Consider the following 17,968-nt stretch of genomic DNA (forward strand, 5'->3'; position numbering starts at 1 on the left):
ACCCCTGGTTCTAAACCCCTGCGCTGTCCCCGCTCCGCTCGGGCCCCTCCCCGCGCGCGTGGAGGGCCCCTTCCGTGTGAGGGCAAGGGTGTCAGGTGAAGCGGCGCGTCCCCGAGGGCGTCACCACCGCGTGCACGGGCCGGTCGTGGGCCTCCCCGGGGACGTGCTCGACGACCTCGGCGTCGTACAGGAGCACCACCAGTGAGGGGCGGGCCCCGGAAGCCGCCAGCCGGGCCAGCACACGGTCGTACGACCCTCCGCCGCGCCCCAGGCGCATACCGCGCGCGTCGACCGCCAGGCCCGGCAGCAGCACCACGTCGGCGTCCGTCACGGCGTCCGGGCCGAGTCGCTCGCCGGCCGGCTCCAGGAGGGCCATCCTGGACCCGTGCAGGACCCGCGCGAGAGAGCCTTCGCCGGTGTAGGCGCCCCAGTCCAGGTCGTTGTCGGGCAGCAGTGCGGGGAGCAGCACGCGCACGCCCCGCGCGCGCAGCGCGTCCAGCAGCGCCAGGGTGCCGGGTTCGGTACCCACGGAGACGTACGCCGCCACCGTGCGCGCGTGCGTCAACTCGGCCAGTTTTAGGGCCTGCTCGGCCAGGGAGACGGCCGCCGCGCGGACGTCATCGGGCGTCAACCTGCTTCTCACGGCGAGGAACCCTTGCCGCAACATACGTTTGTCAGACTCTGGTCCGCCTTCGAGGTGGCTCATATGTCGCTCCCGCTCATCTCCCACACCGCTCCAATGCGTTCATATGATCATCAATTAGCCGGAGTCACAGATCCCTCTCAAAGTCACCGGATAAGGTTGCCGACATGACGCAGTCGCACCCCAGGATCAGCAAGGCTGTCATCCCCGCAGCCGGTCTCGGCACCCGGTTCCTGCCGGCGACCAAGGCCACTCCCAAGGAGATGCTGCCGGTCGTGGACAAGCCGGCTATCCAGTACGTGGTCGAGGAGGCCGTCTCCGCAGGCCTCGACGACGTCCTCATGGTCACGGGCCGCAACAAGCGCCCCCTCGAGGACCACTTCGACCGCAACTACGAACTCGAGTCGGCCCTGCAGAAGAAGGGCGACGCCGCCCGGCTCGCCAAGGTCCAGCAGTCCAGCGACCTCGCGACCATGCACTACGTGCGCCAGGGCGACCCCAAGGGCCTGGGGCACGCCGTCCTGTGCGCGGCCCCGCACGTCGGGCAGGAGCCCTTCGCGGTCCTGCTGGGCGACGACCTGATCGACCCCCGTGACCCACTGCTCCAGCGGATGATCGAGGTGCAGGAGCTGCACGGCGGCAGCGTCGTCGCGCTCATGGAGGTCGCACCCGAGCAGATCCACCTCTACGGCTGCGCGGCCGTGGAGGCCACCGTGGACAGCGACGTGGTCAAGGTGACCGGCCTCGTCGAGAAGCCGGACCCGGCGGACGCCCCGTCGAACTACGCGATCATCGGACGCTACGTCCTCGACCCGAGCGTGTTCGGCATCCTGCGGCAGACCGAGCCCGGCCGCGGCGGCGAGATCCAGCTCACCGACGCCCTCCAGCAGCTCGCGCAGGACGAGAAGGTCGGCGGCCCCGTCCACGGCGTCGTCTTCAAGGGCCGCCGCTATGACACAGGCGACCGCGGCGACTACCTGCGTGCCATTGTCAGACTCGCGTGCGAACGTGAAGATCTGGGTCCGGACTTCCGGTCCTGGCTGCGCAGTTACGTCACCGAGGAGATGTAGCCACTTTGAGCACCGCCGCGCCCCGCCCCACCGGCCAGGACCAGCTCTGGTCGGTGGACGAACACCTGGAGGACATCCTCGCCACCGTCCGCCCTCTGGAACCCATCGAGCTGCAACTGCCCGACGCCCAGGGCTGTGTCCTGGTCGACGACGTCATGGTGCCGGTCTCACTGCCGCCCTTCGACAACAGCTCCATGGACGGGTACGCGGTGCGGGTCGCAGATGTCGCGGGCGCGAGCGAGGAGTTCCCGGCGGCTCTGGACGTCGTCGGCGACGTCGCGGCGGGACAGGCGGCCGACCTGCTGTACGTGGGACCCGGCCAGGCCGCCCGGATCATGACCGGCGCCCCGCTCCCGACCGGGGCCGAGGCCGTCGTCCCGGTGGAGTGGACGGACGGTGGGCTCGGCGAGGGCCCGGTCAGCGGGATGCGTGCCCGCAGCCTCGCCCCCGAGCAGGCGTCGGGGCACGTACGCGTGTACCGGCCCGCCGAGGCACGCGCGCACGTACGCGCGAAGGGCAGCGACGTGAAGGCGGGGGACCGCGCCCTCGACGCCGGGACCGTCCTCGGACCGCCCCAGATCGCCCTGCTCGCCGCGATCGGCCGGGGCGCCGTACGCGTACGCCCACGCCCGCGCGTGGTGGTGATGTCCACCGGCAGCGAACTCGTCCAGCCCGGCGAGGAGCTGGGCAGCGGCCAGATCTACGACTCCAACAGCTTCGCCCTCACCGCGGCCGCCCGGGACGCCGGTGCCATCGCCTACCGGGTCGGGGCGGTCGCCGACGACGCCGAGACGCTCCGCTCCACCATCGAGGACCAGCTCGTCCGCGCCGACCTCGTCGTCACCACCGGCGGAGTGAGCGTCGGGGCGTACGACGTCGTCAAGGAAGCCCTGGAGCACGTCGGCGACGAGGACGAGGCGGGCGGTGGCGTCGAGTTCCGCAAGCTGGCCATGCAGCCCGGCAAGCCCCAGGGCTTCGGCTCCGTCGGCCCCGACCACATCCCCCTGCTGGCCCTGCCGGGCAACCCGGTGTCGTCGTACGTCTCGTTCGAACTGTTCGTCCGCCCCGCCATCCGGACCCTCATGGGCCTCGAGGACGTGCACCGGCCCACCACGCGCGCGAAGCTGATCGCGGACAAGGCGCTGACCTCGCCGAAAGGCCGCAGGCAGTTCCTGCGAGCCACCTACGGCGACGGCACCGTCCGCCCTGTCGGGGGCGCCGGCTCCCACCTGATCGCGGCCCTCGCGCACGCCGACTCGCTGATCGTCGTCCCCGAGGACGTGGAGTCCGTCGAGCCCGGTGCCGACGTCGAGGTGGTCCTCCTCGGCTGAGTACTCCTGGTTGGGGGTACCGTGTCGCGCACAACAGGCCCGGACCGGGAGCGCCACACCACCATGAGTACGCAGGACCGACTGACGCACATCGACGACGTGGGCGCCGCCCGCATGGTCGACGTTTCCGGCAAGGACGTCACCGCGCGCACCGCGCGTGCCAGCGGGCGGGTCCTCGTCTCGCCCCGCGTGATCGAGCTGCTGCGCGGCGAGGGGGTACCCAAGGGGGACGCGCTGGCCACCGCGCGGATCGCGGGCATCATGGGCGCCAAACGCACCCCGGATCTCATCCCGCTGTGCCACCCCCTGGCCGTATCCGGTGTGAAACTGGATGTGTCGGTCGCGGACGACGCCGTGGAGATCACCGCCACGGTGAAGACGACGGACCGCACGGGCGTCGAGATGGAGGCGCTCACCGCGGTCTCCGTGGCCGCGCTCACCGTGATCGACATGGTGAAGGCGGTCGACAAGGGAGCGGTCATCACGGACGTGCGCGTGGAGGAGAAGACGGGCGGCAAGTCGGGCGACTGGAGCCGGGCATGACACTCGACGTGTCGGTCGGCGGCGCCCTGCTCGCGCCGTACAGCGCGCTGGTCGTGACCGCCTCCAACCGGGCCGCCGCAGGCGTCTACGAGGACCGGGGCGGCCCGCTGATCGCCGAGGGCCTGCGCGGCTTCGGCTTCGCCGTCGACGGGCCGCAGGTCGTCCCGGACGGGGACCCGGTGGAGGCGGTGCTGCGGGCCGCCGTCGAGGCCGGGTACGACGCCGTCGTCACCACCGGCGGCACCGGCATCTCGCCCACCGACCGCACGCCCGAGGCGACCCGCGCGGTGATCGACCACGAGGTGCCCGGCATCGCCGAGGCCATCCGGGCGTACGGCCGGGAGAAGGTGCCCACCGCGGTGCTCTCCCGCGGTCTGGCCGGAGTGGCGGGCGGGACGCTGATCGTCAACCTGCCGGGTTCCACCGGCGGGGTGAAGGACGGCCTCGCCGTCCTGGAGCCCCTGCTGATCCACGCCGTCGACCAGATCCGTGGCGGCGACCACCCCAGACCCGGCCACGGGGGTGCCAGCTGAACAGCGCATCCTGGCCCGTCGAACTGGTGGAGGGCGACATCGTCCTGCGGCCCATAAAGCTGCGCGACCAGCGGGCCTGGCGCGAGGTCAACCGGCGCAACCGGGACTGGCTGCGCCCCTGGGAGGCGACCATCCCGCCGCCCGCGCCCAGCGGGCCGATCGCCCACCGGCCGACCTACCGCCAGATGGTCCGGCATCTGCGGTCCGAGGCGAACGCGGGCCGGATGCTGCCGTTCGTGATCGAGTACCAGGGGCGGCTCGTCGGGCAGTTGACGGTCGCCGGTATCACCTGGGGGTCGATGTGCTCCGGGCACGTCGGTTACTGGGTGGACGAGTCGGTCGCCGGCCGCGGTGTGATGCCGACGGCCGTGGCGCTCATCGTGGACCACTGTTTCCGTACCGTCGGACTGCACCGCATCGAGGTCTGCATTAGGCCCGAGAACGGGCCGAGCCGCCGGGTCGTGGAGAAACTCGGATTCCGTGAGGAAGGGCTGCGGCCGCGCTATCTCCACATCGACGGCGCCTGGCGTGACCACCTCGTCTTCGCGCTCACGGCGGAGGAGGTCCCGGAGGGCCTGCTGAACCGGTGGCGCCGGACACGCTCGCAGAAGGCGTCCAATTGAATTAGGCCGACCAGCCGAATGCATGTTCGAAAATGATCGGTTGATCGCACCGGTCGCAAAAAAAGTTCGAAATATCAGCCAGATCGTGCGACACACCGGCCCAATTGGCGGATGGCCTCACGCAAACCCCTCTACCGTGTGAGGCGTGAGCAGCAGCGGCCTCATCTACGCAGTCATTGTCGGGGCCTGGGCCGCCTACTTGGTGCCTATGTGGCTCCGTAGGCAGGACGAGCTGAACGAGGCCCGTCCGACGGAACGCTTCAGCACCGCCATCCGGCTGCTGTCCGGACGGGCGGGAATGGAGCGCCGGTACGCCAAGGACCTGCGGGCGCGCTCCACCGAGGAGGGGGAGTCCGGCGCCGACGTTCCGGACGCCGTCACCGCATCGGTGGACGTCCGGTCCTTCGCCATGCCTCCGACCCGCCCGCAGGTGAAGGCGCCGGTTCAGGAGCGCGGTCAGGAACGAGCTCAGGAACGAGCTCACGAGCGCGGTCAGGAGCGAGGGCCCGGACGTCCGGAGACGGCGCGTGAACCGGCGCGCGATCCGGCGGCCAAGCCCGCGCACGACCACCGCGAACAGGGTGCCAAGCCCGCACGCGACGGGGGAGCCGGGCCGGCGGCCCGACGGGCGCCGGTCGCCAGGCGGACACCCGCCGAGCAGGCGTCCGCCGCCCGCGCCCAGCGCTCGAAGGCGCTCGCGCGCCGTCGGCGCACCACCGTGATGCTCTTCCTCGGCTTCACGCTCGGCGCGATCGTCGCGGCGGTCGGCGGGCTCACGTTCCTGTGGGCGCCCGGCGTGCCCGCCGTCCTGCTCAGCGCGTACATCGGGTACCTGCGTTCCCAGGAGCGCCGTCGTTTCGCCTTCCAGATGGACCGCAGGCGCGCCGAGGTCGCCGCGCAGCGGCTGCGTGAGCGTCAGCCGCGTCGGCGCGCGCCCGCCTCGGCGAACGCCTCGTCCGTCGACACCGGCCCCGACGCCGGCGCAGAGGAGCCGCACGCGGCCCCCGAGCCGGAGACCGACCCGGGTCTGCTGGCGCTCGCCGCGGACCGCAGGGCGCTCGTCGAGCAGACCGATCACGCGGAGTGGGTCGACCAGCAGCGCGAGCGGCAGCGCCGGCCCGGCCACGGCGAGAGCTGGGATCCGGTACCGGTACCGCTGCCGACGTACGTGACCGCCCCGGTCGCGCCCCGGGCGACCTCCGACGTGGACCTCGGGGCGCCGGACGCCTGGAGCTCGGCCCGCTCGAGTTCGGTGGCGCCGGAGCACGAGGCGACGGACGCCGGGGACGCGCCGGCCGGGGAATCCGACGACGCGGACCGCGCGGACGACAGGGGAGCGGACGGCGACGAGCGCAGCGACGCCCGGCGCGCGGCCTCCGCCCGACGCTCGCGCGAACGCGGCCGCACCCCGCTGTTCGACCAGTACGAGGACGGCGAGCGACCGCTGGCGGCCAACGAATGAGAGCCCCGGCATCCCGCGCCCGGCCTCGGGGAACGGATTTCCAGGCAGGCCGACCGGGATGCTAGAGTTTCACTCGTTGCAAGGGCCTGTGGCGCAGTCTGGTAGCGCACCTCGTTCGCATCGAGGGGGTCTGGGGTTCAAATCCCCACAGGTCCACGCAGCATAGAGCCCCCGTCGGGTAACCGACGGGGGCTCTATGGTGTTCGGGGTCGGGCGGCCGGCCGGGTGGGCGTGGTTCGTGGTTCAGGTGGGGCGGCCGGTGCGGTGGTTCACGGCCGGGCCGAACGGAGTGCCGGTGCCGTCGATGCCAGTGCCGTGACGGTCGCGAGCAGGGCGCATGCCGCTGTCGTCCAGGTGAGTGCCTGCCAGGGCAGGACGATTGCCGTCGGGGCCGAGAGCAGGTGCAGGGCGGCGCTCAGGGCGGTCAGGTCGACGGCCGTCACCACCAGGCCCAGCAGTGTGCCCACCGCTACGGCGATCAGTGCCTCCGTGGCGGCCAGTCGCAGTATCTGGCCGCCCGTGGCTCCGGCCAGCCGTAGGGCCTTCAGGCCGGGGCCGCGTTCGGCGGCCGCCATGGCCAGGGTGTTCGCCAGCGAGATGCCGGTGTAGACAAGCGCGATGCCCAGGACGAGCAGCATGCCGAGCCGGGTCGTCCGGTTGGTCTGCGGGAGAGCGGCCCGCACCCACTGCGCCTTGCTCGTCACCCGCACCCCGTCGACGGTCCGCAGCCGCGCCGCCACCGCCGTCGGGTCCGCGCCCGCCCGCACCCGTACGTCCACGCGGTCCACGCCCCCGCCGCCCGCGTTGGCCGGGGTGACGTAGGCGCCGTTGTCCCCGGTGCCGATGGAGAGCACCGCGGCGATCCGGAGGGTCTTCGGCGTACCGTCTCCGAGCCACACCCGCACCCGTTGCCCCACCCGGTGCCGCGCCCACTCCTCGGTCACGACGATCGATTCGTCGTCGAGGTCGGCGAGCCGCCCGGCGGTCACCGGCAGCCGTACGGTCGCGGCGAGCAGCGCCGGATCGGCCGCCCGGGCCTCGGACTTCACGAGCGCGACACCGTCCTCCAGCGTGAACACGGCGGTGGCCGAACCGGCCGACACCACCGTGCCGGGCACCTGCCGGAGCCGGTCGAGGACCCCTGCCCGCAGGGTTGTTCCGTCCCGGGGCGTCACCACGAAGTCGGCGGCCGTCTGCTGCCGCACCTCCGCCGCCCGCGCCGCGCCGATCGTCGCCGTCGCGCCCAGCAAGGAGCCCGCGAGCGCCACGGTGACCAGGACGGGTGCGGCCACCGCGGCGGTACGGCGGACCCCGGTGACCGCGCCGGCCCGCGCCAACAGGCCCACCGCGCCCGGCAGCCGGGGCACGAGCGGACGCACCGTCAGGGGCGAGAGCAGTGCCACCGCAGTGATGAGCAACAGGGGACGGCTGATGTACGACTTGCGGTGGAGCAGCTCGCCCGGGTCGGTCACCAGCGTGTACGCCAGGGTCGCGGCGGCCGCGAGCAGCAGCGCCGTACCGCACACGCGCCGTCCCCGGGTCAGCGCGCGGCCGTCCACCGAGGCCTCGCGCAGCGCCTGGGCCGGGGCGGTGCGTCCGGCCCGCCAGGACGCGGCGAGCGCGCCGCACAGGGCGACCAGCAGGCCCGTCCAGAAGGCCAGGTGGTACGGCCAGACGCCGGCCGAGGGGCCGCCGATCGCGTACCACCGGGGCGCGAGGCCGCCGTCGACGACCAGCTCGGCCAGGCGCGGCGCGCCGTACGTGCCCAGCACACAGCCCGTCGCCGAGGCGAGCGCGCCGACCAGCAGGGCCTCCGCGAGGACCGTCCGCCGGATCTGGCCCGGGGTCGCCCCCGCGGTGCGCAGCAGGCCGAACTCGCGGCGCCGCCGGTCGACCGCGAAGGCGAAGGTGGACGCCACGACGAAGACGGACACGAAGGCGGTCACGCCGCCCGCCGTGCCGAACAGGGCGTTGAGCGCCGTCAGGGCCTCGGCGTCCCGGCCCGGGTCGGCGTCGGCCAGCCGGCGGGCGTCACCGGTGAGGATCCGTACGTCCGCGTCGCCGTCCGTGACCGTCGCCCGGACGGCCGCCGCGTCCGCCTCCACGACCAGCTGGGTCGACTCCGGGGACAGCCGGGCGGCCTGGGCGTCCGGGTAGAACACGGCGTGCTCGAAGCCGAGTCCGGGTACGGCCACCGCCTCGACCGTGCCGACCACCCGCAACGGGCCGTCCTCGGTGCGCAGTCGGGTGCCCGGGGTCGCCCAGTCGCCGCTGGTCACGACCTCGCCGGCCGCTGCCGGGGACCTGCCCGCGGTCAGCCGGTAGGGGGCGAAACGGGCCGTCGACCAGGGGTGGCCGACCAGGTCGTCCGGCGCGGTCCGGGCGCCGTACGTCCGGACCGGGAAGGAGCGGTCCTCGGTGACCGGGCCGAGCGCGCGGAGCGCGGCGACGGTCCCGGCGGGCACCGGGCGCGGCCGGGCCAGCTCCTTCGTCCGCTCACCGGTCGGGGTCGTGACCCGCAGGGTGTCCTGGCCCCCCACCACCACCGGTGCCGCCGCGAACCGCTCCGGGGCGCGCGCCGGAGCGTCCAGTGAAGCGGCCAGCGCCTGTCCCATCACGGTGAGCAGCGCGACGCCGAGTGCGAGGGCGACGAAACTGCCGACGAAGGCGGCCCATCGGGCGCGCAGGGTGTGCCACGCGACGCTCAGCACGCGGCACCCGCCGAGGCGAGCGCGGCGCCGTCGGCCGCGGTCTCCAGCCCCGCCATCCGGGCCGCGATCGCCGCCACGGACGCGTCGGCGCCGCAGAGTTCGCCGTGGACGCGGCCGTCGACCAGGAAGACCACCCGGTCCGCGTAGGACGCGGCGAGCGGGTCGTGGGTGACCATGACGACCGTCCGGCCGGCCTCGTCGACCAGGGAGCGCAGCAGGGTCAGCACCTCGCGGCCGGTACGGGAGTCGAGCGCGCCGGTCGGTTCGTCGCCGAACAGGACCTCCGGGCGGGTGATCACGGCGCGGGCCAGGGCGACGCGTTGCTGCTGGCCGCCGGAGAGCCGGTCCGGCCGGTGACCGGCGCGGTCGGCGAGTCCGACCTGCCGCAGGGCGTCGAGGACCTGTGCCCTGGACGGGCGGCGGCCGGCGAGCCGCAGCGGGAGGGCGACGTTCTGCTCGGCGGTGAGGGAGGGCAGCAGGTTGAACGACTGGAAGACGAAGCCGATCCGCTCCCGGCGCAGCAGCGTCAGCCGGCGCTCGCCCATCCCGGTCAGTTCGGTTCCGCCGATCCGCACCGACCCGGAGGTCGGCCGGTCCAGTCCGGCCGCGCACTGGAGCAGCGTCGACTTGCCCGAGCCGGACGGCCCCATGACGGCGGTGAACGAGCCTCGGGGGAGGGCGAGGGTGACGTCGTCGAGCGCGGTCACCCCGGTGCCCGCGGCACCGTATCGCCTGCTCACGGAGGTCAGTTGGACGGCGTGTGTGGTCATGGCCCCACGAAACCGTGCGCACCCCCGCCGGGTCTGTCGGGCAGGGGCGAGACCTGGGGTGGGGCCAGGCATACCCCCGAACCTCCGGTCAGGCCGATGGCCGCGGCGCGGCGCCCCTTCTACGGTGATCCGCATGCAACCCCGAAACGTGTGGCAGGCCTTGTCCCGCCCGGGCTACCTGCTGTCGCCGTGGCCCTGGCGGGCCGTCGTCTACCTGCTGACGGGGGCGGTCACCGGAGCCGCCGTCCTCGTGGGGCTGGTCGCGGTGGTGGCGGTGGGCGGAGTCCTCGCGGTCGTCCTCGTCGGGCTGCCGCTGCTCGCGGCCGTCGCCTTCGCGGGGCTCCCGGTGGCGGCCCTGGAGCGACGACGGCTGCGGCTCGTCGACGCGGACGACGCGCCCGGCGCGCATCTCGAGCCCGCCGCGCCGGGCCTGCGCAGCTGGCTCACCACCCGGCTCCGGGAACGGGCCACCTGGCGCGAACTCGGCCACACCCTCCTCACCGCCTGTCTCCTCTGGCCGGCCGAGGCGCTCCTGCTGACCGTCGCGCTGTTCGTCCCCCTCGCGACGGTCGCGGCCCCGCTGCTGCTGGCGACGGCCGGCGGGGGCCGTGAGACGAAGGTGCTCAAGGTGTGGACGGTGACCGGCTGGCCAGCCGCCTTCGGCGCCGCCGCGCTGGGCGTGCTGCTGCTGGCCGTGGGCGGGTACGCCCTCGGGGCGGCGGCGGGCGCCCGAGCCGCGCTGACCCGGCTGCTCGTCGCCCCGCGCGGGGGCGATCCGCGCGTCAGGGTCGTCGAACTCACACGCTCGCGCGCGCGGTTGGTCGACGCGTTCGAGTCGGAACGCCGACGGATCGAACGCGATCTGCACGACGGCGCCCAGCAGCGGCTGGTCGCGCTCACCATGAACCTCGGTCTGGCCCGTCTCGACGCCCCGCCCGGCGGCGCCCTCGCCGAGCAGCTCGCCCGCGCCCACGAGGAGGCGGGCGCGGCCCTCGCGGAACTGCGTGAGCTGATCCACGGCATCCACCCCCAGGTGCTCGCCGACTACGGCCTGGAGGCGGCCGTCGCCGACGCCGCCGACCGCTCGCCCGTCCCCGTGGACGTGGAGTTCGCCCGGCCGGCCCCCCGGCTCCCGCAGGCGGTGGAGGCCGCCGCCTACTTCGTGGTGCGCGAGGCGCTGGCCAACGTGGCCCAGCACAGCGGGGCGCGGCACGCACGCGTGCGTGCGGAGCACCGGGGCGGGCGGCTGCTCGTCCTGGAGGTGACCGACGACGGCCGCGGCGGCGCGGACAGCGCCCGCGGCACCGGCCTCACCGGTCTCGCCGACCGGGTGTCGGTGCTCGATGGAAGACTGATCCTTACCAGCCCGCCGGGCGGACCGACCCTGCTGCGTGTGGAGATCCCTTGCGAGCCGAGCCAGCCGAACCCGCCGCGTCAGCCGAACCCGCCGAACCCGCCGCCCCGGCCGAGCGGGCCGAACCCGCCGAGCGGGCCGGACGGCCGGACGGGGACGGTCACCGAGGCCTGCGCGTAGTCCTCGCCGAGGACGGCGTCCTGCTGCGCGACGGCCTCACGACGCTCCTCACCCGCTTCGGACACGAGGTCGTGGCGGCGGTGGGCGACGCGCCGGGCCTGTTGCGGGCGGTCGCCGACCACGCGCCCGACATCGTCGTGACGGACGTCCGCATGCCGCCCGCCTTCCAGGACGAGGGGCTGAGGGCGGCGGTGGGGCTGCGCGTGGAGCGGCCCGGACTGCCGGTGCTCGTCCTCAGCCAGTACGTGCAGCGCGCGTACGCGGCCGAACTCCTCGACTCCGGCGACGGCACCGGCGTCGGCTATCTGCTCAAGGACCGGGTCGGCCAGGTGGAGGAGTTCGTGGACGCGCTGCGCGAGGTCGCGGCCGGCGGCACGGTCGTCGACCCGGAGGTCGTACGGCAACTGCTGCGCCGGCGCCGCGATCCGCTGGCCCGGCTCACCCCGCGCGAGCGGGAGGTGCTGGGGCTGGTGGCGGAGGGGCGGTCCAACGGCGCGATAGCCCGTCAGCTGGTGGTGTCGGAGGCGGCCGTGGGCAAGCACATCGGCGGCATCCTCACCAAGCTGGACCTGCCGCCGGCGGACGACACCCACCGCCGTGTCCTGGCGGTGCTCGCCTACCTCAGAAGCTGAGGCTCTTCAGGAGCCGAGCGGCTTGGCGTAGCAGCGGCTGTTCTCGTACGCGCGGTAGTAGCCGAACTTCGTGCACGGCGCGTATCCGCTGGAGGTGTACAGGGCGATGGCCTCGGGCTGCTCGGTGCCGGTCTCCAGGACCATCCGGACGCGGCCGGCCGCCCGCGCGTCCTCCTCCAGGGCGGTGAGCATCCGCCTGGCCAGTCCTCGGCCCCGCATCTCCCGGATCACGAACATCCGCTTGAGTTCGGCGTCGCCGTCCTCGTGCCCCTCGCCGTCGTCGTCCTGGCTGCGCCAGCCGCCCGTGGCCACCGGCCGGTCCAGCTCGTCGTACGCGATGAGATAGACCCCGCGCGGCCGCTGGAAGTCGGACGGCTCCAGGACCGTGGCGTCACCGCCGTCGCCGTAGCGCTCGTGGTACTCGGCCTGGACCTCGTCGTTGAGCTTGACGGCGTCGGGGTGGTCGAAGGCGACCGGGCGTATATTCATGCCGTTCACAGTAGATGTATGCACAATCCTGGAAAAGTGAATTCTGGACCTGGTCCAGTGTGCCGGTATCCGCCGGAGGCCGGCGCGCCACCCGGGCCTGTATCGTGCCCGGGTGCTGACCGTGACCTCCGTGAACGTGAATGGACTGCGTGCCGCCGCGAAGAAGGGCTTCGTGGAGTGGCTCGCGGACACCTCCGCCGATGTGCTGTGCCTCCAGGAGGTGCGTGCCGAGCCGGGGCAGTTGCCGGAGGCGGTCCGGGCCCCCGAGGGCTGGTTCGTCACCCACGCGCCGGCCGCCGCGAAGGGCCGCGCCGGTGTCTCCCTCTACAGCCGCCGTGAACCGGACGCCGTCCGGATCGGTTTCGGCTCGTCCGAGTTCGACGGCAGCGGCCGTTACGTCGAGGCCGACCTGCCCGGTGTGACGATCGCCTCCCTCTATCTGCCCTCCGGCGAGGTCGGCACCGACCGGCAGGACGAGAAGGTCCGCTTCATGGGCGAGTTCCTGGCCCACCTCAAGGACCTGCGCGCCCGTGCCGCCGCCGACGGCCGCGAGGTCCTCGTGGTGGGCGACTGGAACATCGCCCACCAGCAGGCCGACCTGAAGAACTGGCGCTCCAACACCAAGAACTCCGGCTTCCTCCCGGAGGAGCGCGACTGGCTGACCCGGGTCTTCGCCGCGGAGGACGGCGGCTACGTGGACGTCGTACGGTCGCTGCACCCGGACGTGGAGGGGCCGTACACGTGGTGGTCGTACCGGGGGCGGGCCTTCGACAACGACTCGGGTTGGAGGATCGACCTTCACGTCGCGACGCCCACTCTCGCCGGCAAGGCCGTAAAGGGGTTCGTGGAGCGGGCGGCCACGCATGGTGAGCGCTGGTCGGACCACGCCCCGGTGACGGTGGTCTACGACCTCTAGCGCGATCCCTGGGGCGACCGTGAGTACGACCTGGGTATGACCGCGAGCACCACCGCGAGCACGTCCGGAAGCATGACGGCACGACTGCACGCACGGCCGCGCACACGACCGCACGCACGGCCGCGAGCACAGTGGCATGCAGCGCCGGGAGCGCGACGGCGGTCGCTGCCTCTAGGGCGTCCTGTGCAGCTGTCGGTCCAGGGCGAGGGAGAGTTCCGCTTCGACGACGCTGCGGGCCAGTGGGCGCAGGCGGGGCAGGTCGGCCTCGGTGGCGTGGCGCAGGATCAGGTCGGTGAAGAGGGTGGCGAGGGCGTCGGCGTGTTCGCGGACCCGGACGCCGGCCGCCAGTACCTCGGCGAGCGGGATGCCCTCGCGGACCAGGGCGGAGGAGACGTCCAGCAGGCGGCGGCTGATGTGGACGATCTCGTCGCCGTCGGTGCCCAGGTAGCCGAGGTCCAGGGCGGCGGCGAGGTTCTCGGTGGTGACCTGGCCCTCGAAGCGCGCGGCGAGTTCCTCGGGGGTCAGACGGACCGGCTCCTCCTCGGTGGGGCCGCCGACGCCGAGGAGGTCGGCCACTCCGCGGCCGTGGTCGAGGGCGTCCGCCAGCTCGGCGATGCCGGTGAGGGTGTGGCCGCGTTCCAGCAGTGCCGCGATCGTGCGCAGGCGGGCCAGATGGTGATCGTCGTACCAGGCGATACGGCCCTCGCGGCGGGGTGGCGCGAGGAGTTTGCGCTCGCGGTAGAAGCGCAGGGTGCGCACCGTGATGCCGGCCTCCCCGGCCAGCTCCTCCGTTCGGTACTCCCGCTTGTCCGTCACGGGCGAAGCCTATGTTGTACCGCCGGTAACTTTCCCTCTCCCGGCCCTACCCATCGGTACGGAGCTGCTCTACGCTCCCATTGCGCCAGTGTTCACTGGCAGAGTCCGCGGAGTCGTACGCACGGCTAGGAGGTGTCGGGATGACCGAACACGTACGGGTGGCGGTGATCGGGTCCGGTTTCGGTGGGCTGGGGGCGGCCGTGCGGCTGCGCCGCGAGGGGATCACCGACTTCGTCGTCCTGGAGCGGGCGAGCAGCGTCGGCGGGACCTGGCGGGACAACAGCTACCCGGGGTGCGCCTGTGACGTGCCCTCCCACCTGTACTCCTTCTCCTTCGCGCCCAACCCGGACTGGCCGCGCACCTTCTCCGGGCAGGAGCACATCCGGGCCTATCTGGAGCACGTCACGGACGTCTTCGGGCTCCGTCCGCATCTGCGGCTGGACTCCGAGGTGCTGCGGATGACGTGGGACGCGCAGGAGCTGCGCTGGGACATCGAGACCAGCGGCGGGCGGTACTTCGCCGAGGTCGTCGTGTCGGCCACCGGACCGCTGTCCGACCCGAAGATCCCGGAGATCCCCGGCCTCGAAACCTTCCCCGGCAAGGTCTTCCACTCGGCCCGCTGGGACCACGACGCCGACCTCACCGGGAAGCGCGTCGCCATGGTCGGCACCGGCGCCTCGGCCATCCAGATCGTGCCCGCCGTCCAGCCCGACGTCTCCAGGCTGACGCTCTTCCAGCGCACCCCGCCCTGGGTGATGCCCCGCGTGGACCGGGCGATCAGCGGCGCGGAGCGCGGACTGCACCGGGCCCTGCCCGTCACCGCCAGGATGCGCCGCGGGCTGCTGTGGGGCATCCGGGAACTGCAGGTCCAGGCGTTCACCAAGCACCCGAACCAGCTCGGTCTGGTCGAGCAGCTCGCCAAGCAGAACATGGCCCGCGCCATCAAGGACCCGGCCCTGCGCGCCAGGCTCACCCCGGACTACCGCATCGGCTGCAAGCGGATCCTGCTCTCCAGCACCTACTATCCGGCCCTCGCGCAGCCCAACGTGGACGTCGTCGCGAGCGGGCTGAGCGAGGTCCGCGGGTCCACGCTGGTCGCCGCCGACGGCAGCGAGGCGGAGGTCGACGCGATCGTCTTCGGCACCGGCTTCCACGTCACCGACATGCCGATCGCCGACCGGGTGGTGGGCGCCGACGGGCGGACGCTCGCGGAGAGCTGGAAGGACGGCATGGAGGCGCTGCGCGGCGCCTCCGCCGCCGGCTTCCCCAACTGGATGACGATCATCGGCCCCAACACCGGGCTCGGGAACTCCTCGATGATCCTGATGATCGAGTCCCAGCTGAACTACATGGCCGACTATCTGCGCCAGCTGGACGTCCTCGGGGGCCGCGCGGCCCTGGACGCCCGGCCGAGCGCCGTGCACGCGTGGAACCGCCGGGTGCAGGACCGGATGAAGCGGACGGTGTGGAACACGGGCGGCTGCACCAGCTGGTACCTGGACGCCAACGGCCGCAACACCACCGTCTGGCCGGGCACCACGGCCGAGTTCCGGCGCGCCACCCGACGCGTGGACCTCGCGGAGTACGAGGTCCTGCGCGCACCCGCCGTGAAGAAGGCCGTCGAGGAGCCGGACGAGGTGACGGCGTGACCACATCCGGCAAGTCCTCCGCCGAGCCCGCGGGCAAGTCGTCCGCCGGGCCCGTCGGCAAGTCATCTGCGTTGCGTGAGCTCACCGCCGTCTCCGCCGACGGCACGCGCCTGCATGTCGAGGTCCACGGTCCCGAGACCGCGCCCGCCGTCGTCCTCGCCCACGGCTGGACCTGCTCGACCGCGTTCTGGGCGGCCCAGATCCGGGACCTCGCCGCCGACCACCGGGTCATCGCCTACGACCAGCGCGGCCACGGACGCACCCTGCCGAGCCCGGCGTGCAGCACGGACACCCTCGCCGACGACCTGGAAGCGGTCCTCGCCGCGACGCTCGCGCCCGGTGAGAAGGCGGTGATCGCCGGGCACTCCATGGGCGGCATGACGGTGCTGGCGGCGGCCGCGAGAGACACGTTCCAGGAGCACGCGGCGGCCGTCCTGCTGTGCTCCACCGGCGCCTCGGGACTGGTCGCCGAGTCCACCGTCCTGCCCCTGCGGCCCGGCCCGTTGCGGACCTGGCTGACCCGGCACATCCTCGGCTCGAGGGCGCCCCTCGGGCCGGTCACGCCGGTCGCGAAGCGGATCCTCAGGTACGCCACGATGGGCGCCGGATCCGCACCGCACATGGTGGACGCGTGCGCCCGCATCGTGCACGCCTGCCCGCGCAAGGTGCGGCACACCTGGTCGCACGTGCTGAACCTGCTCGATCTCGACCACGGCGTACGGGAGTTGCGCGTGCCCACGGCGGTGATCGTCGGCAGCGGTGACCGGCTCACGCCGCCGGTGCACGCCCGCCGGATCGCCGCCGCGCTCCCGAGCTGCGTCGGCCTCACCGAACTGCCCGGCCTCGGCCACATGACGCCGGTCGAGGCGCCCGACCTGGTCACCGGCCGGATCCGGGAACTCGTCACCACGTACGCACAGTTGAAGGAGGGCGCATGAGCAGGGTCAGTCTCGAAGGACAGGTCGCCGTCGTGACCGGGGCCGCGCGGGGCGTCGGGGAGCTGCTCGCCCGCAAGCTCTCGGCGCGCGGTGCGAAGGTCGCGCTCGTCGGACTGGAGCCGGACGCGCTCAAGCAGGTCTCCGAGCGGCTGCACAGCGACAGTGACCACTGGTACGCCGACGTCACCGACCACGAGGCGATGACCCGGGTCGCGGCGGAGGTGAAGGAGCGTTTCGGCAAGGTGGACATCGTGGTCGCCAACGCCGGTGTCGCCAACGGCGGTCCGTTCGCCGACTCCGACCCGGAGGCCTGGCGCCGGGTCATCGAGGTGAACCTGATCGGCTCGGCGGTCACGGCCCGCGCCTTCCTGCCGCTGCTGCGGGAGAGCCGCGGCTACCTGCTCCAGATCGCCTCGCTCGCGGCGATCACCCCGGCGCCGATGATGACCGCCTACTGCGCCTCCAAGTCGGGTGTGGAGGCGTACGCGCACAGTCTGCGCGCCGAGGTCGGCCACCAGGGTGTCCGGGTCGGCGTCGGCTACCTGTCCTGGACCGACACCGACATGGTGCGGGGCGCCGATCAGGACGAGGTGATGCGGGAGTTGAGGCAGCGGCTGCCGTGGCCGTCGAACAAGACGTATCCGCTGGGGCCGGCCGTCGACCGGATCGTGGCCGGGATCGAACGACGCTCGTCGCACGTGTACGGGCAGTGGTGGCTGCGCGGGATGCAGGGTGTGCGCGGCTATCTGCCCGCGCTCATCGGGACGGTGGGCCAGCGCGAGATGAAGCGGTTCGCGCCCCGGCTGCACGGGATGCGGACGGGGCTGGTGGGCGCGGGCGGTTCCGCCGACGAACAGGCGAGGGCTACGCAGCGTAGTTGATCGACATGCGCGCCGTGAGTGCCCGTGTGAATCTGGTCGAGGCCCCACCAAGGGGCCCCAACCCCCCTCATCTCCCCACAGGAGTGAACCCACATGGGTATGAAGGACAAGTTCCAGGACCAGTCCGAGCAGTTCAAGCAGCAGGCCAAGCAGAAGGTCGGGCAGAAGGTCGGGCAGGCCAAGGAGCAGGCGCAGCAGCGCGGCAAGCAGCACCCGGGCGAGCGTCCCGGTGAGCGTCCGGGCGAGCGGTCCGGTGAGCGTCCCGGTGAGCGTCCCGGTGAGCGTTCGGGCCAGCGTCCCGGTGAGCGTCAGGGGCAGCGTCCGGGCCAGGACACGGAGCGTATGCGACGCGACGACGACGACCGTATCGGCCAGGACTTCTAGCCGAACGCGGTCCGTGCGATGACGTGGGGCGCCCTCCTTTCCG

Annotated in this window: 18 protein-coding genes and 1 tRNA gene; 14 read left to right on the top strand and 5 right to left on the bottom strand. The window is 73.0% G+C overall.

Annotation, left to right across the window (positions count from 1 at the left end):
- Nucleotides 1–91 precede the first annotated feature (91 nt).
- Complete coding sequence (locus ABT070_RS38665) at nucleotides 92–706, bottom strand: 5-formyltetrahydrofolate cyclo-ligase (RefSeq protein WP_351767606.1); 615 nt, start codon at nucleotides 704–706, stop codon at nucleotides 92–94.
- A gap of 104 nt (nucleotides 707–810) precedes the next feature.
- Between ABT070_RS38665 and galU the strand changes: the two genes are divergently transcribed.
- From galU to ABT070_RS38700, 7 genes are all read left to right on the top strand, one after another.
- A complete protein-coding gene (gene galU / locus ABT070_RS38670) occupies nucleotides 811–1,713 on the top strand; it encodes a UTP--glucose-1-phosphate uridylyltransferase GalU (RefSeq protein WP_351767607.1) in 903 nt (300 codons plus the stop codon).
- 5 nt (nucleotides 1,714–1,718) lie between these two features.
- Nucleotides 1,719–3,044, top strand: coding sequence for a molybdotransferase-like divisome protein Glp (gene glp, locus ABT070_RS38675; RefSeq protein WP_351767608.1), 1,326 nt, complete (start codon nucleotides 1,719–1,721; stop codon nucleotides 3,042–3,044).
- Between the two features lie 63 nt (nucleotides 3,045–3,107).
- Nucleotides 3,108–3,587 carry a cyclic pyranopterin monophosphate synthase MoaC gene (gene moaC / locus ABT070_RS38680; RefSeq protein WP_351767609.1) on the top strand — a complete coding sequence of 160 codons (480 nt, stop codon included), beginning with the start codon at nucleotides 3,108–3,110 and terminating at the stop codon, nucleotides 3,585–3,587.
- Nucleotides 3,584–4,120, top strand: coding sequence for a MogA/MoaB family molybdenum cofactor biosynthesis protein (locus ABT070_RS38685; protein ID WP_351767610.1), 537 nt, complete (start codon nucleotides 3,584–3,586; stop codon nucleotides 4,118–4,120). The genes moaC and ABT070_RS38685 overlap by 4 nt, the downstream gene beginning before the upstream one ends.
- Nucleotides 4,121–4,146: 26 nt before the next feature.
- Nucleotides 4,147–4,743 (top strand): GNAT family N-acetyltransferase, encoded by a 597-nt coding sequence (locus ABT070_RS38690; protein WP_020128382.1) that lies wholly within the window; start codon nucleotides 4,147–4,149, stop codon nucleotides 4,741–4,743.
- Nucleotides 4,744–4,888: 145 nt separating this feature from the next.
- Nucleotides 4,889–6,205, top strand: a complete 1,317-nt coding sequence (sepX, locus tag ABT070_RS38695; protein ID WP_351767611.1) for a divisome protein SepX/GlpR — start codon at nucleotides 4,889–4,891, stop codon at nucleotides 6,203–6,205.
- A gap of 82 nt (nucleotides 6,206–6,287) precedes the next feature.
- A tRNA-Ala gene (locus ABT070_RS38700) sits at nucleotides 6,288–6,361 on the top strand.
- Nucleotides 6,362–6,474: 113 nt separating this feature from the next.
- On the opposite strand, the gene ABT070_RS38705 is transcribed toward ABT070_RS38700, so the two are convergent.
- Both ABT070_RS38705 and ABT070_RS38710 read right to left on the bottom strand, forming a co-directional pair.
- Nucleotides 6,475–8,916 (bottom strand): FtsX-like permease family protein, encoded by a 2,442-nt coding sequence (locus ABT070_RS38705; protein WP_351767612.1) that lies wholly within the window; start codon nucleotides 8,914–8,916, stop codon nucleotides 6,475–6,477.
- Nucleotides 8,910–9,686 (bottom strand): ABC transporter ATP-binding protein, encoded by a 777-nt coding sequence (locus tag ABT070_RS38710; RefSeq protein WP_351767613.1) that lies wholly within the window; start codon nucleotides 9,684–9,686, stop codon nucleotides 8,910–8,912. Before ABT070_RS38710 ends, ABT070_RS38705 begins: the two co-directional genes overlap by 7 nt.
- A 133-nt stretch (nucleotides 9,687–9,819) precedes the next feature.
- On the opposite strand from ABT070_RS38710, the gene ABT070_RS38715 reads away from it, so the two are divergent.
- Together ABT070_RS38715 and ABT070_RS38720 are read left to right on the top strand one after the other, a co-directional pair.
- Nucleotides 9,820–11,220, top strand: coding sequence for a sensor histidine kinase (locus ABT070_RS38715; protein ID WP_351767614.1), 1,401 nt, complete (start codon nucleotides 9,820–9,822; stop codon nucleotides 11,218–11,220).
- Nucleotides 11,211–11,852 carry a response regulator gene (locus tag ABT070_RS38720; RefSeq protein WP_351767665.1) on the top strand — a complete coding sequence of 214 codons (642 nt, stop codon included), beginning with the start codon at nucleotides 11,211–11,213 and terminating at the stop codon, nucleotides 11,850–11,852. Before ABT070_RS38715 ends, ABT070_RS38720 begins: the two co-directional genes overlap by 10 nt.
- A gap of 6 nt (nucleotides 11,853–11,858) precedes the next feature.
- On the opposite strand, the gene ABT070_RS38725 is transcribed toward ABT070_RS38720, so the two are convergent.
- Nucleotides 11,859–12,341: a GNAT family N-acetyltransferase gene (locus ABT070_RS38725; RefSeq protein ID WP_351767615.1), complete on the bottom strand. Its 483-nt coding sequence runs from the start codon at nucleotides 12,339–12,341 to the stop codon at nucleotides 11,859–11,861.
- Nucleotides 12,342–12,453: 112 nt separating this feature from the next.
- Here ABT070_RS38725 and ABT070_RS38730 point away from each other — a divergent pair, with 112 nt between their 5' ends.
- A complete protein-coding gene (locus ABT070_RS38730; RefSeq protein ID WP_351767616.1) occupies nucleotides 12,454–13,257 on the top strand; it encodes an exodeoxyribonuclease III in 804 nt (267 codons plus the stop codon).
- A gap of 171 nt (nucleotides 13,258–13,428) precedes the next feature.
- Here ABT070_RS38730 and ABT070_RS38735 read toward each other — a convergent pair whose 3' ends face one another.
- Nucleotides 13,429–14,073, bottom strand: a complete 645-nt coding sequence (locus ABT070_RS38735; RefSeq protein ID WP_351767617.1) for a MerR family transcriptional regulator — start codon at nucleotides 14,071–14,073, stop codon at nucleotides 13,429–13,431.
- Nucleotides 14,074–14,213: 140 nt separating this feature from the next.
- Here ABT070_RS38735 and ABT070_RS38740 point away from each other — a divergent pair, with 140 nt between their 5' ends.
- From ABT070_RS38740 to ABT070_RS38755, 4 genes are all read left to right on the top strand, one after another.
- The gene (locus ABT070_RS38740; RefSeq protein ID WP_351767618.1) at nucleotides 14,214–15,722 is read left to right on the top strand and encodes a flavin-containing monooxygenase; all 1,509 of its coding nucleotides are present in this window, start codon (nucleotides 14,214–14,216) and stop codon (nucleotides 15,720–15,722) included.
- A 71-nt stretch (nucleotides 15,723–15,793) separates the two neighbouring features.
- Nucleotides 15,794–16,660: an alpha/beta fold hydrolase gene (locus ABT070_RS38745; protein ID WP_351767666.1), complete on the top strand. Its 867-nt coding sequence runs from the start codon at nucleotides 15,794–15,796 to the stop codon at nucleotides 16,658–16,660.
- Complete coding sequence (locus ABT070_RS38750) at nucleotides 16,657–17,541, top strand: SDR family oxidoreductase (RefSeq protein ID WP_351767619.1); 885 nt, start codon at nucleotides 16,657–16,659, stop codon at nucleotides 17,539–17,541. Before ABT070_RS38745 ends, ABT070_RS38750 begins: the two co-directional genes overlap by 4 nt.
- 93 nt (nucleotides 17,542–17,634) lie before the next feature.
- Nucleotides 17,635–17,925 carry a hypothetical protein gene (locus ABT070_RS38755; RefSeq protein WP_351767620.1) on the top strand — a complete coding sequence of 97 codons (291 nt, stop codon included), beginning with the start codon at nucleotides 17,635–17,637 and terminating at the stop codon, nucleotides 17,923–17,925.
- Nucleotides 17,926–17,968 lie beyond the last annotated feature (43 nt).

The sequence above is a fragment of the Streptomyces sp. NPDC002884 genome, from assembly GCF_040295245.1.
Taxonomy (GTDB): Bacteria; Actinomycetota; Actinomycetes; order Streptomycetales; family Streptomycetaceae; genus Streptomyces.

Bases quoted from the DNA above. Each gene is read 5' to 3' on its own strand.
- ABT070_RS38665 (WP_351767606.1), bottom strand. From the start codon at position 706: ATGAGCCACCTCGAAGGCGGACCAGAGTCTGACAAACGTATGTTGCGG.
- galU (WP_351767607.1), top strand. From the start codon at position 811: ATGACGCAGTCGCACCCCAGGATCAGCAAGGCTGTCATCCCCGCAGCC.
- moaC (WP_351767609.1), top strand. From the start codon at position 3,108: ATGAGTACGCAGGACCGACTGACGCACATCGACGACGTGGGCGCCGCC.
- ABT070_RS38685 (WP_351767610.1), top strand. From the start codon at position 3,584: ATGACACTCGACGTGTCGGTCGGCGGCGCCCTGCTCGCGCCGTACAGC.
- ABT070_RS38710 (WP_351767613.1), bottom strand. From the start codon at position 9,686: ATGACCACACACGCCGTCCAACTGACCTCCGTGAGCAGGCGATACGGT.
- ABT070_RS38715 (WP_351767614.1), top strand. From the start codon at position 9,820: ATGCAACCCCGAAACGTGTGGCAGGCCTTGTCCCGCCCGGGCTACCTG.
- ABT070_RS38725 (WP_351767615.1), bottom strand. From the start codon at position 12,341: ATGAATATACGCCCGGTCGCCTTCGACCACCCCGACGCCGTCAAGCTC.
- ABT070_RS38740 (WP_351767618.1), top strand. From the start codon at position 14,214: ATGACCGAACACGTACGGGTGGCGGTGATCGGGTCCGGTTTCGGTGGG.
- ABT070_RS38750 (WP_351767619.1), top strand. From the start codon at position 16,657: ATGAGCAGGGTCAGTCTCGAAGGACAGGTCGCCGTCGTGACCGGGGCC.
- ABT070_RS38755 (WP_351767620.1), top strand. From the start codon at position 17,635: ATGGGTATGAAGGACAAGTTCCAGGACCAGTCCGAGCAGTTCAAGCAG.